The 12530-nt window shown below is 71.4% G+C and carries 11 protein-coding genes; 2 read left to right on the plus strand and 9 right to left on the minus strand.

Annotated elements, in window-relative coordinates; translation table 11 throughout:
- Positions 1-4: 4 nt before the first annotated feature.
- From ACQP2E_RS22575 to ACQP2E_RS22605, 7 genes are all read right to left on the minus strand, one after another.
- Positions 5-562, minus strand: a complete 558-nt coding sequence (locus ACQP2E_RS22575; protein ID WP_433834012.1) for a hypothetical protein — start codon at positions 560-562, stop codon at positions 5-7.
- Between the two features lie 20 nt (positions 563-582).
- Complete coding sequence (locus ACQP2E_RS22580; protein WP_433824922.1) at positions 583-1785, minus strand: ABC transporter permease; 1203 nt, start codon at positions 1783-1785, stop codon at positions 583-585.
- Entirely contained in the window at positions 1782-2558 is a 777-nt protein-coding gene (locus ACQP2E_RS22585; protein WP_433824923.1) for an ABC transporter ATP-binding protein, read from the minus strand. The genes ACQP2E_RS22580 and ACQP2E_RS22585 overlap by 4 nt, the downstream gene beginning before the upstream one ends.
- Positions 2555-3754, minus strand: a complete 1200-nt coding sequence (locus ACQP2E_RS22590) for an efflux RND transporter periplasmic adaptor subunit (protein WP_433824924.1) — start codon at positions 3752-3754, stop codon at positions 2555-2557. Before ACQP2E_RS22590 ends, ACQP2E_RS22585 begins: the two co-directional genes overlap by 4 nt.
- A 104-nt stretch (positions 3755-3858) precedes the next feature.
- Complete coding sequence (locus tag ACQP2E_RS22595; RefSeq protein ID WP_433824925.1) at positions 3859-5238, minus strand: sensor histidine kinase; 1380 nt, start codon at positions 5236-5238, stop codon at positions 3859-3861.
- 89 nt (positions 5239-5327) lie between these two features.
- A complete protein-coding gene (locus ACQP2E_RS22600) occupies positions 5328-6077 on the minus strand; it encodes a response regulator transcription factor (RefSeq protein ID WP_433824926.1) in 750 nt (249 codons plus the stop codon).
- A 41-nt stretch (positions 6078-6118) separates the two neighbouring features.
- Positions 6119-7450, minus strand: coding sequence for an efflux RND transporter periplasmic adaptor subunit (locus ACQP2E_RS22605; RefSeq protein WP_433824927.1), 1332 nt, complete (start codon positions 7448-7450; stop codon positions 6119-6121).
- Between the two features lie 184 nt (positions 7451-7634).
- Here ACQP2E_RS22605 and ACQP2E_RS22610 point away from each other — a divergent pair, with 184 nt between their 5' ends.
- The gene (locus tag ACQP2E_RS22610) at positions 7635-8282 is read left to right on the plus strand and encodes a hypothetical protein (RefSeq protein WP_433824928.1); all 648 of its coding nucleotides are present in this window, start codon (positions 7635-7637) and stop codon (positions 8280-8282) included.
- Positions 8283-8392: 110 nt separating this feature from the next.
- On the opposite strand, the gene ACQP2E_RS22615 is transcribed toward ACQP2E_RS22610, so the two are convergent.
- Positions 8393-9274: an alpha/beta hydrolase family protein gene (locus ACQP2E_RS22615; protein ID WP_433824929.1), complete on the minus strand. Its 882-nt coding sequence runs from the start codon at positions 9272-9274 to the stop codon at positions 8393-8395.
- A 189-nt stretch (positions 9275-9463) separates the two neighbouring features.
- On the opposite strand from ACQP2E_RS22615, the gene ACQP2E_RS22620 reads away from it, so the two are divergent.
- Positions 9464-12103: a LuxR C-terminal-related transcriptional regulator gene (locus ACQP2E_RS22620; protein ID WP_433824930.1), complete on the plus strand. Its 2640-nt coding sequence runs from the start codon at positions 9464-9466 to the stop codon at positions 12101-12103.
- Here the strand turns inward: ACQP2E_RS22620 and ACQP2E_RS22625 are convergent.
- Positions 12098-12514, minus strand: coding sequence for a hypothetical protein (locus ACQP2E_RS22625; protein WP_433824931.1), 417 nt, complete (start codon positions 12512-12514; stop codon positions 12098-12100). The two genes, ACQP2E_RS22620 and ACQP2E_RS22625, sit on opposite strands and share 6 nt — an antisense overlap.
- Positions 12515-12530 lie beyond the last annotated feature (16 nt).

The raw sequence follows: 12530 nt of genomic DNA on the forward strand, positions 1-12530 counted from the left end.
ATGGCTACTTCTTGGTGACACTTGTCGCAGTTACCGATCCGTCCTCGGCGGTCGCGCCCTCGACGGTGACCGAGTCGCCGGCCTTCACGTCGCTGAGCTTGCCCTTCTTGGCGGTTGCGACGGTGGTGTCGTCGCCGGTCTTGACCGTGACGGTGCTGCCGTCCTCGGTCTCGATGTAGATCGTCGAGCCGTTGACGAGCTTGACCTTGCCGGTGGTGCCGGCCGCTGCAGCCGTGGCAGTTTGTCCCGCTTGTCCTGCTTGACCAAAACCTCCGCCGGGAGCGCCGCTTGCCGACAATCCACCCGGGAAGCCACCGGTGCGGCCGCCCGTCCCGCCGCCGGGGAATCCGCTCGCGGCCGCCGACGTGGTGCCCCACTGCTGCTGCGCCTGCACGCCGCCGAGGAAACCGCCCATCAGCAGCGCCGCGACGCCCAGCCCGATCGTGCCCTTGTTCCACCACCGCTTCGGCGCGACGGCGGCCAGCTCCTTGGAGAGATCGTCGTGATCGTCCGGCTCCTCCAGGGAGGGCAGCGCCGGGATAACGGCGGTCTCGTCGTTCATCCGGTTCACAGCTTCGATCCTCACTCGTAGCGCAGCGCGTCGATGGGACGCAGCCGGGCGGCGCGGGCGGCGGGCAGGCCGCCGAAGAACAGTCCGATCGCGACCGAGACGCCGAAGGCGAGCGCGATGGAGCTGGGCACGATCACCGGCTTGACGCCGACGATCTCGAAATGGCTGCCGATCAGCGCGGTGACCACCCCGAGGCCACCGCCGAGCACACTCAACAACATCGCCTCGATGAGGAACTGGTTGAGGATCACCCGGCGGGGTGCGCCGAGCGCCTTGCGGATGCCGATCTCCCGGGTCCGCTCGGTGACCGTCACCAGCATGATGTTGGTGATGCCGATGCCGCCGACCAGCAGCGAGATCGCGGCGACCGCGCCGAGCAGCGTGGTGAACGTGTCGGCGGTCTCGGTCTGCGTCTCCAGCAGCGACGAGGCGTTCTGGATCCGGTACGGAGTGCTGGACGAGCTGTCGGAGACGTCCAGCTTCTGGTCCAGGATCGTGGACACCTGGTCCTGCGCGGCGTCCACCTTGTCCGGGTCGGACGCCTCGACGATGATCGAGGTGAGCGCGCCGTACCCGGTGAGCACCTGCTGCACCGCGGTGAGCGGGGCGACAGCGGTGTCGTTGGCGTCGTTGAAGCCGGTCGAGCTCTTCTCGTCCAGCACGCCGACGATGGTGAAGAGCGCGCCCCCGACGGTGACCTGCTTGTCGATCGGGTCGACGCCGGGGAACAGCTCCTCGGCGACGGTCTGTCCGAGCACCACGACCCGCCGGCCCTGGTCGACGTCGTCCTCGGTGAACATGGCGCCGGTGCCGACCGGGGTGCTGGAGGCGGCGAACCAGCTCGGTGTGGTGCCGACGAACGTCGCCACCGAGTGGTCGGTTCCCTCGTACGTCATGGTCGCCGACGACGAGCTGACCACCGGCGACACCGATTTCACGTCCGGCGCCAGCTCCGGGTCGACGAGCGCGTCGGACATGTCCTTGGTCAGTGAGGTGCTGCTGGAGCCGCCCCGGCCGGTGCTCATCACCGTGATGGTGTTGGTGCCCAGCGCCTCGATCCGGTCACTGATCGCCTTGGCCGAGCCGTTGCCGACCGCGACCAGCAGGATCACCGCCGCCACCCCGATCAGGATGCCGAGCATGGTCAGCGCGGATCGCAGTTTGTTGGCCGAGAGCCCGCGCAGCGAGAACCGGATGACTTCGAAGATGCTCATGCGTAGTGCCGCCCGGATTGAACGGTGGCGCGGCCGTGCACCGCGTTGTGGGCGGCGGCGGCGCCGACCGGCGGCAGGTGGATCGGCGACTGCCGCACGTCGGAGACGATCGAGCCGTCGACCAGGCGGATCAGCCGCTTGGCCCGGGCGCCGACCTCGTCCTCGTGCGTGATGATCACGATGGTCCGGCCGGCCGCGCTGAGGTCGTCGAAGACCTTCAGCACGTCGTCGGTGGACTTGCTGTCCAGGTTTCCGGTCGGCTCGTCGGCGAGCAGCAGCGCCGGCTCGGTCACCAGGGCGCGGGCCACCGCCACACGCTGCTGCTGACCGCCGGAGAGCTGGTTCGGCTCGTGACCGGCCCGCTCGCCCAGCCCGACGATGTCCAGGGCTGCCATGGCGCGCCTGCGGCGCTCCTTCGGCTTCACCCCGGCGTACGCGAGAGGCAGCTCGACGTTCGCCACCGCACTGGTACGCGGAATCAGGTTGAACGCCTGGAAGATGAATCCGATGAGCCGGTTCCGGGCCAGGGCCAGCTGAGCGTCGGAGAGCCGGCTGACGTCCACCCCGTCCAGCTTGTACGTTCCCGAGCTGGGGATGTCCAGCGCGCCGAGGATGTTCATCAGGGTCGACTTGCCGGACCCGGAGGAACCCATGATCGCCACGTAGTCGCCGCGGTGGACGGTCATCGACGCGCCGCGCAGCGCGTGCACGGTGGCCTCGCCCTGACCGTAGATCTTCTTGAGGTCGCGGACCTCGAGGACCGGCTTGGTCATCGTCCGCCACCCTGCATGCCGCCGCCGGCCGGAGCGCCGCCGCCACCGAAGCCGGTGCCGCCACCGCCGAAGCCGGCGCCGCCCATCATGCCGGTCTGGCCGGAGGTGGTGCTGGACGACGTCGTCTTCACCACGACCTGCTCCCCGGCGGTCAGGCCGGAGGTGATCTCGGTGGCCGAGTCGCCCTCCAGGCCGATCTCCACCGAGCGGGTCTCCTGGACGCTGTTCGCGACCACGGTGACGGTGTGCCGGTTGCCGACCGTGGTGAGCGCGGCCGGGTTGACGTAGACCGCGTTCTCCTTCGATCCGGTGGTGACCGAGACCGAGACGGTCTGTCCGACCTTCGCGCCGGTCGGGACCTTGTCCAGGGTCAGCGTGACACCGTAGGTGACGACGCTGTTCGAGGTGGTCGCGGAGGGGTCGATCGCGGTGACCTTGGCGCTCTGCTCGACGCCGCTGAGCGCGTTCCAGGTGACCGTGGCGGCCTGCTTCTCCTTGAGGCTCGTCGCGTCGGCCTCGGCGAAGGCGGCGGAGACCTGCATCTTGGTCAGGTCGGCGATCTCGACGAACCCGGAGCTGGAGCTGGAGCTCGACGAGGAGGTGGATGACGCGCCACCGCTGGCGGAGCCACCGGAGGACGACGACGAGGACCCGCCGGAGGAGCTTCCCAGCGTCCCGCTCACCGCGGTGACCGTGCCGGCCATCGGCGCCGTCAGCACGGTCCCGTCGACGCCGGCCTCGGCCTCGTCGACGGCCAGCTCGGCCGAGTCGACCTGGTTCTCCGCGTCGGAGGTGTCCGACCCGGCGTCCTCGGCGCGAGCGAGGGCGTCCTGAGCCGCGTCCAGGTCGGCCTCGGCCGCGTCCAGGGTGCGCTGCGCGGCGGCCGGGTCGACCTTCGCGAGGACCTGCCCCTTCTTGACCTTGTCACCGACCTTCACGCTGATCGAGGTGACCGTGCCACTGGTCTCGAAGCTGGCGCTGGCGGTGCTGGCGCTCTCCAGGGTGCCGTCCGCCGTCGCGGTCTTGGTGACCGTTCCCTGCTGAACGGAGACCGTCCGCTCGGAGGCCACGGCGGCCGTCCCGGAGTCGGAGTCGGAGAATGTCTCGTACACCGTGAATGCTCCGGCGACGAGCGCGACGCCGATCACGGCGTTGACCACCATGGACGGGTGGCGGCTCAATCCACGAATTTTCATCGGTTGCCCGCCGCGGGGAGATTCAGACGTACCTTCATGGCTGCACACTTTCGAGGTTTGGGCTAGGAGGAGCTTCGGCGGAACCTGGGAGATAGCTCGGAACCTCACAGGGAGTCACTGACAGCGGGCAGCACGACCCGGAAACAGGCTCCGCCGCCGGGCCTGTCCACCAGTTCCACCCATCCGCCGTGGCTGTGCACGATCGCCGCGACGATGGCCAGGCCGAGTCCGGATCCACCGCCCTTGGTGCGGGAACGGCTGGAGTCGGCCCGGTAGAGCCGCTCGAAGACACGATGCGAGTGCTCGGCCGGCACACCGGGCCCGTCGTCACTCACTTCGAGGAACGCCACCGGCACGTCGTCACCGATGGTGACCGGGCCGGAACGCACGGCTTTCTCCTGCGGCGTGAACCCATAACCCACGCGTACGGTCACTGTCGTGCCTGCCGGGGTGTGGTTCAGCGCGTTCGCCACCAGGTTCGCGGCGACCTGACGCAGGCCGTGGTCGTCGCCGAGCACGGTGGCCGGCTCGAACTCGTCGGCGAACCGGATGATCCGCCCGGGCGCCCGGGCGTGCCCGTCCCGGATGCTGTCCGCGGCGATCTCCAGCAGGTCGACGCGGCGGATCTCCAGGGTGCGCTGGCGGTCGAGGCGGGCCAGCATCAGCAGGTCCTCGACGAGGACACCCATCCGGCCGGCCTCGCCCTCGATCCGGGCCATCGTCTCGTCGAGATCTGCGGAGCTGTGCACCCCGCCCCGCCGGTACAGCTCGGCGAACCCGCGGATCGAGGTGAGCGGCGTGCGCAACTCGTGCGAGGCGTCCGCGACGAACTGCCGCAACCGCTGTTCGGACTGCGTACGCGCATCGACCTCCGCCTCGATCCGGGTGAGCATCGCGTTCAGGGCGAGGCCAAGCCGCCCCGGTTCGGTGTGCGGATCGGGGTCCGGCACCCGGCCGGAGAGGCTGCCGGCCGAGATGTCGGCGGCCACCGACTCCATCTCGGTGAGCGGCCGCAGCCCGAGCCGGACCACGAACGCGGCGCCGGCCCCGAGCAGGCTGAGCAGCAGCACCATCACGCCGGCGTCGATGAGCAGCAGCCGTTCGGTGGTCTGCTCGACCTCGACCAGCGAGGAGCCGATGACGGCGTACCCACCGGTGTCGCCGACCGCGACCGCGATCATCCGCCAGTCGGCGCCGTCAGCGGTGGAGACCGTGTAGGGGCCTGTGCCTGCCAGCTTCACGATCTGGCTGAGGGGCACCACCACCGGCCGGTCACCCGCCGTCGACGAGCTCCGGGCCGGGTCGAGGGTTCCGTCCGTACGGTAGAAGTAGGTGACCTGGTCAGCACCCACCCGGAAGCGGCCGGCCCGCGGCGCGAAGCCTTGCTGCCATGGCGATATTTCCGACATCGGGCGAGAAATCCCGCTGAGCTGTTCGTCGATCCGATCCAGCAGATAACTGCGGATCAGCAACAGACCGGCCACGTTAGCCACGATCAGGGCAACCCCGGATAGCGCGGCGACAACCAGGACAAGCCGCGAGCGCAGCGTCCAATGGCGCCAGCGCCAGTGCCTCACTCCTCCCCGCCGCGCGGCAACCTGAGCGCGTAACCCACCCCGCGGACCGTGTGGATCAGCGGCGGATCGGTTCGGTCGATCTTGCGGCGAAGGTAGTAGACGTAGGACTCCACGATGCGGCCGTCGCCACCGAAGTCGTATTTCCACACCCGGTCCAGGATCTGTGCCTTGCTCACCACCCGGCCCGCGTTCGTCATCAGATAGCGAAGCAGGTTGAACTCGGTCGGGGACAGTTCGATCAGCCGGCCGGCCCGCCGCACCTCGTGGGCGTGCTCGTCCATCTCCAGGTCCGCGTACCGCAGGACCCCGGTCTCCTCCTGGGGCTCGTCCGGCTGGCTGCGCCGCAGGATCGCGCGTATCCGTAGCACGACCTCCTCGAGACTGAACGGCTTTGTCACGTAGTCGTCGGCGCCGGCCGAGAGACCGAGGATCCGGTCCTCGACCGCGTCACGGGCGGTGAGGAAGAGGACGGGGACGCGGTGCCCGGCGGCACGCAGCCGCCGGGCCACCTCGAAGCCGTCCACATCCGGGAGCATCACGTCGAGGACGATCAGGTCCGGTTCGAACTCCTGCACCGCGACCAAGGCGCCGTGGCCGGAGTCGGCGACCCGGACGTCGTAGGCGACGAGCCGGAGCGTCGCGCTGAGCAGCGCGGAGATGTTCGGCTCGTCGTCGACGACGAGGACGCGAGCGGGTCGCGCCGCGGGGTCACTGACAGTGGCGGAAACACGGGTCTCGGAGAGCACGGGAAAGAATTAGCAACCGAGTCTTTGAGCCAGCTATGAACTCACCATGACTTGGCGACCACGTCGCCCTCGGCCAGGCCTGACGTGATCTCGGTGTATTGATCGCCACGAAGGCCCAGCTTCACCTGCGTCTGGACGCCGTCCTTCGAGACGGTTCCGATGGATCCGCTGACGTCGTGCACCGCGGTGCTGGGCACCCGCAGCACGTCCTCCTTGCTGCCGGTCGTCACCCGGACGTTCGCGCTCTGCCCCACCAGCAACTCCTCGGGGGCGTCGTTGAAGCTGAGCACCACGCCGAACCGGGTCAGCGTGCCGTCGCTGGTGCCGACCGGGTCGACCTGCACCACTGTCGCGTCGAAGTTCTGCCCGGCCTTGTCGGCGAGCGTGATCACGGCCTTCTGGCTGACGTCGAGATGGTCCGCGTCGGCCTCCGGGAAGTCGGCGCTGATCTGCATGTCGTACACGTCGGCCAGGCTGATGAACGCCGAGCCGGAGCTGACCTGGCTGCCCACCTTGCCGCTCACCGAGAGGATCTTGCCGGCGATCGGCGCGGTGATGGTGGCGCCCTCCAGGGCCTCCTCGGCCTCCTCCAGGTTCACCTCGGCCTGGTTCACCCGCTGCTCAGCGGTGAGGATCGCGTCCCCGCTGGAGCTGCTGCCGCCCTGCTGGCCGCCGCTGCTGCCGCTCCCGCTGCCACTTCCGCTCCCGGAGCTGCTGCCGCAGCTTCCGGACGAGCCTCCGGACGAGCCTCCGGTGGTCCCGCCGCTGCCTCCGGGGACCTTGGTGGTGGGAGACGTCGCTGCCTTCGAGGTACGCGTGGACGACGGCGCAGCGGTGGCCGTAGCCGTGGCCGTGGCCGAGGCGGTGGCCGTCGGAGAGGCCGTGGCCGACGCGGTGGGCGACGCCGACGCCGACGCCGATGCGGCCGTGGTGTACGCGGCGGCCACGTCACACCCGGTGGTCTCGGTCGACGTGGTCGCCGACGCGTTCTCCTCGGCCTCGTCGAGGTTGTCCTGCGCCTCGTCGAGGGCGTCCGCGGCGTCATCGACCGCCTCGGCCGCGTCCGTGTCGTCGACGGTCGCGAGGACCTGTCCCGCGGTCACCGTCGAGCCGGACCGCACCTTGATGGTCTCGACAGTGCCCTTGACCGAAAATGACAAGCTGCGCGTCTGCGCCGCCTGCAGCGTGCCGGTCGTGGCGACCTCGGTGGTCACCGCGCCCTTGTCGACCGTGGCGGTCTCGGCCGCCTTCGTCTTGTCGTCCGCGGCGCCCGCCGTCAGCGCACGCACCACGCCGAAGGCGATCAACGCGAGCACGACGGCCGCCACGAGGAGCCAGATCAATCGCCGGCGACCGGCCAGTGCAACACCCATGGCCGAGGAGTCTGGCGAGTCCAACTCGCCGGGGCCTCGGTCCCGCCTCGGAGTTCGCTAGGAGCTCGACCGGCGGCTCTTAGGTAATTCCTAGGGTCGTCCGACGTTGCGCACAGCTCGGGCCGCTTTCCTCTGATCCGGGCTTCCCCTCACATTCTCGCCTTGCATCGACAGGAGACTCAACGTGCCGGTAGTCAGTTCGAAGACGCGCCGCCGGGCGGGCGCTCTGCTCGTGGCTTCCGTGGCCGTGCTGTTCACGGCGGCCTGCGGTGGCGGCTCGGACGACAGCAGCAGCACGAGTGGCACCAGCAGCGAGCAGGGCGGCGGCAACTCGGCGTTCGCCGCGTACATCAGCTGCCTGAACGAGAACGGCGTGCCCATCACGATGCCGTCCGGCGGCGCCGGCATGGGCAACGGCGGCACCCGGCCGTCCGGAGCACCCGGCGGCGTCATGCCGTCCGGCGGTCCCGGCGGCGGTGGCCAGCCCGGCGCGATGCCGTCCGGCCAGCCCCGGCCCTCCGGCAGCGCCGGCCAGCGCGGCGGAGGCGGCTTCCCCGGTGGCGGCGGCATGTTCCAGCAGCCCGACGGCGTCGACGACGCGACCTGGGAAAAGGCACAGACCGCGTGCGCCTCGGTACGCCCCAGCATGGGCGCGGGCCGCGGCAACGGCGGCGGCAACAACGCCGGCGGTGGCGCGGACGCGGCGTACACGAACTGCCTCAAGGAGAACGGCGTCACCGACACCGCCAACCTCGACGAGTCCGACGCCACCACGAAGAAGGCCGTGGCGACCTGCTCGGTGCTGAAGCCGGCCGCAACCGCAACCTCGTAAGCGCAGAAAGCTCCGTGCCGGCGTCGCGCTGCCCCCCGTTGTAGCGACGCCCGGCACGGCCAGTGCGGGCCGGCGGTCGGTTGACCGCCGGCCCACACCGTTTCCGCGGGTCAGATCAGCGGGCAGCTGCTCCGGTAGTCCGAGATGGAGACGCTGCTCGGGCCGGGGCAGATGAACTGGTCGTACCGGGTGTCGTTGTCGACGAAGCGCTTCAGCCAGGACACCGCCTGCACCGCTGTCCACGTGTCGGTGCTCTGCGGGAAGAAGTGACTGGCGTTGTTGAGCTCCACGTACGACTTCTCGGCCGACGCCGGGATGCTGTTGTAGAACGGGATCGAGTGTGACGACACCGGCGCGATCGTGTCCGACTCGCCGCCGATGATCAGGGTCGGCACCTGGAGCTCGGACCAGGTCTTGTCGGTGTTCCACGGCGCGAGCGGGATGGCCGCCTGCAGGGACGGCCGGTCGCTCGCCGCTTCCAGGCTGCCGCCGCCGCCCATCGAGTGCCCGGCCACCGCGAGCCGGCTCGCGTCGATGCGGGTACGCACCGAGCTGGACCGGGTCAGGTAATCCAGCGCCGCCAGGAGCTGGGTGCCCCGCGACGCCGGCTGGTCAGCAGTGGAGTTCGTCTCGATGCCGATCACCACGAAGCCGTGCGAGGCCAGGCGCGGGCCGAGCCAGGAGATGCTGGACCAGTACGCGGTGAAGCCCGGCGAGATCGCGATCGCCCCGAACGTGCCGGAGCTGGTCGACGTCGGGTAGTAGATCTCGCCGCCGCCGAACCCGCTGACCGCGAGCCGGGAGACCGAGGTCTGCGAGACGGCGAACGGGCCACGGGAGGCCTGCAGCGCGCTGAGCGTCGGGGCCGGACCCCGCTCATAGGGATTGTCGGCGGCCTGCGCGGCGGTCACGCCCACCCCTGCGGTCAGGGCGAGGGTGGCGGCGACGGTGAGCAGGAAGCGTCGGGTGCGAGAGGGAACGGATGACTTCACGTCGATTCTCCTTTGACGGGGGAATGGATCGACGAGCGTCAGTCTCAGCTGGTGCGGGACGGTCAGGCATCGGCGAAATCACCGGTGTTGTCATCAGTCGGCAATGTCCCGGAAATTTCATCAACCGAAATGGCCCTTTCGCGAAGCCGTCCGGCAGGCCAAACTCGCCCCATGTTTGCTGCACCGTTAGTGCAAAAACTTCCGCCGTCCGTCGCGCGTCTGCTCGCCGGCGCCGAGGCCGGCCACCGCGGCGCGCTCGTCGTCCAGGGCCTCCCCGGCGCGGGCCGCACCACGCTCGCCCGCGCGGCGGCGGCCTCGGCCCACGACTGGACCGTTCTGTCCGCCTCCGGCCACGGCGACGAGTCCGATATCGCGTTCGCCGGCCTGCAACGCCTCCTGACCGGCGATCTCGGACGCGCGCTCAGCGCGGCGTCACCGCAGGTGGAGCGCCTTGCGCTCGGCCTTTCCCTGCAAACCAGCCTGGGTACGCTCACCGCACAGCGACCGCTGCTCGTCGTGATCGACGACGCGCACCTGATGGACGAGCCGTCCTGGCACGCGGTGCTGTTCGTGGCGCGGCGGCTCACTCGGTTCGCACTGCTGGCGACCATGCCGGCCGGCGCCGATCCCGATGGGCTGCCGGTGTTCCCGCTCGACCCGCTCCCCCGGGACACCGCCCGGGACCTGCTGGCCCGGCACGCGCCGGACCTGGCCCGGGAGGTCGCCGACGCGGTGATCGACCTGGCCGGCGGCAACCCGGCCGCGCTGATCGAACTGGCCGGGGCACTGTCGCCGGAGCAGCGCCGGGGGTACGCGCCGCTGCCGCGGACGCTGCCGCCGGCCAGTCCGCTGCTGCGCCGGCACCGCGCGATCCTGGAGTCGTTGCCGGCCGTCACCCGGGATCTGCTGCTGCTCGCGGCGGCCCGGCCGGCCGTGCCGCTGCCCGATCTCCTGGCCGCCCCCTTCTCGCCGGCCCCTGCCTCCCTCGACGACCTCGCGCCTGCCGAACGGGCTGGGTTGATCGTCATCGACGGCACGGCTGTCCGGTTTGGATCACCACTGGCGCGCGATTGCGCGTACTCGGGAGATGTGGTGAGCCGCAGGCGGGCCGCTCACCTCGCGCTGGCGCGGGTTCTGGAGGCGGGCGGGGACCGGCTGGCGGCGCTGCTGCACCGGGCCGCGGCCGCGACCGGGCCGGACCCCGCGCTGGCGCGTGACCTGACCTGGGCCGCGCGCACCGCCGAGCCGGAGGCCGCCGCCGAGGCGCGCCGATGGGCCGCCGAGCTGTACCGGGACCCGGGTGATCGTGGTGAGGCGCTGCTCGACGCGGCCCGGTTCGCCTGGCTGACCGGGCGGCCGCACGACGCCGGGCTGATGATCCGCAGGATCCCGCGGGCGGCCGGCCCGGCCCGGGTACGCGCCCGCGGCCTGACCGCCGAGATGGGTCTGCCGGACGGCCGGCCCGGCGCCCGTGACCTACTGCTCGACGTCGCCACCGAGCTGGCCGACAGCGACACCCCGACCGCCCTGGAAGCGCTCGCCCTGGCCGGCGAGGCCGCCGCCCGCCCCGGCGAACAGGGCCGGTACGCCGGCGTCGCCCGCCGCGTCACCGCACGTCAGCGCGGCGACGAGCCGCCCGCCGTCACCCTGTCGTTCCATCACGTCGCCGGACTGGCCCGGATGGCCGACGGGGACGAGCCGGCCGCGTTCGCCAGGTTCCGCCGGGCGCTCGACGCGGCCGACCGGGTCACCGACCCCGGAACCCTGGTCCGGGCCGCCACGGCCGGCATCCTGGTCGGCGACGTCCGCCGGGCCGCCGCCGTCGCAGGGCGCGCCGCCGTCCTGGCCCGCGAGTCGGGCGCGACCGTCCTGGTCCCGCAGGCCCTGGAGATGGCCGCCACCGCCGAGCTGGCCTCGGGCGCGTACGCGTCCGCGCACACCGCCGCCCTCGACGGCGCCGCCATGGCCCGCGCCACCGGGCAGCCGGCCCTGGCCGCCGTGCACAGCGCGGTGCTCGCCGTGCTGGCCGCGCTCGTCGGCGACCGGGAGACCGCGCTGACCCGGATCGCTGCGGCCGGTGGCGGACCGTCCCGGGCGCTCTGCGACTGGGCGCTCGCCCTGCTGGACCTGGTGGGCGGGCGCGCTCCCGCCGCCGCCGAGCGGCTGGGCCGGGTGGTCACCGCCTCACCGGGGTACGGGTCGGCGTTGCTGCAGGTGGCGGTCGTCCCGCATCTGCTGGAGGCGGGCGCGGGTTCTCCCGGTTCGGCCGCCCAGGCGGGCGCCGGGTCGCTGGGGCTCGATGCGGTGGCGGCCGGTTTCGACAGGTGGGCCGGGCGCACCGGGCAGCCCGTCTGGCTGGCGCTGCGGGATCGCTGCCGGGCGCTGCGGGCCGACGACGCCGAGGCGGCCGAGACACATTTCCGGGAAGCGTTGCGGCACACCGGCGAGGCCGGGTTCCCCCGGGCGCACACCGAGCTGTTGTACGGAAAGCTGCTGCGCCGGCGGCGGCGGCACGTCGAGGCGCGTACCCATCTGCGGCGGGCGGCGGAGACGTTCCGGATGCTCGACGCGGAACCGTGGGCGGCGCAGAGCGTTCGCGAGCTGCGCGCCGCCGGTGAACGCGTCGAATCCCGGAAGATGTCCCTGGACGGCCTGGAGCTGACCGCGCAGCAGGAACGGATCGCGGCGCTGGTCGCGGGCGGCGCCACCAACCGGGAGGTGGCGCAGGAGCTGCACCTGAGCCCGCGGACCGTCGACCATCACCTGCGCAACGTCTTCGCCCGGCTGGGCGTGCGGTCGCGCACCGAGATGGCCCGGAAGCTTTTATAGAATGGCTTCGATGTGATCCCAGCGCTCGGCCAGCTGGCGGCGGCGCACCGCAACCAGGTGGCCGGCCAGGATCGCCGGGTGGCCGCCGCGCACGCAGACGTCAGCCCCGGCGGTGAGCACGCCGGAGACCAGCTCCACCGCGGCCCAGTCGTCGATCAGCGCGACGATCCGGGTCTCGGACGGCAGCACCGCGCGGGCCACCCGCACGTCGTGCACGGTGGCGCCGCTGAGCACCACCAGTTCGTCGGGCCGCACCTCATCGAGGCCGGCCGCCAGCCGCATCGACCAGCCCGACGGCAGGTGCGCCGGAAGGCTCGCCACCCGGCTCCGCTGCCCGAGCACAACAACGACCGGGTGCGGCGCCGGGGCCGGCGCGGATTCTGGGTTGAGCTGCGTGAGCATGGTGGTCATCCCCTCATTGGGTCCC

This window comes from Actinoplanes sp. CA-015351 (genome assembly GCF_050955685.1).
GTDB lineage: Bacteria > Actinomycetota > Actinomycetes > Mycobacteriales > Micromonosporaceae > Actinoplanes.

Coding starts and splice junctions, on each gene's coding strand:
- ACQP2E_RS22585 (WP_433824923.1), bottom strand. CDS start 2,558: ATGACCAAGCCGGTCCTCGAGGTCCGCGACCTCAAGAAGATCTACGGT.
- ACQP2E_RS22580 (WP_433824922.1), bottom strand. CDS start 1,785: ATGAGCATCTTCGAAGTCATCCGGTTCTCGCTGCGCGGGCTCTCGGCC.
- ACQP2E_RS22590 (WP_433824924.1), bottom strand. CDS start 3,754: ATGAAAATTCGTGGATTGAGCCGCCACCCGTCCATGGTGGTCAACGCC.
- ACQP2E_RS22605 (WP_433824927.1), bottom strand. CDS start 7,450: ATGGGTGTTGCACTGGCCGGTCGCCGGCGATTGATCTGGCTCCTCGTG.
- ACQP2E_RS22625 (WP_433824931.1), bottom strand. CDS start 12,514: ATGACCACCATGCTCACGCAGCTCAACCCAGAATCCGCGCCGGCCCCG.
- ACQP2E_RS22575 (WP_433834012.1), bottom strand. CDS start 562: ATGAACGACGAGACCGCCGTTATCCCGGCGCTGCCCTCCCTGGAGGAG.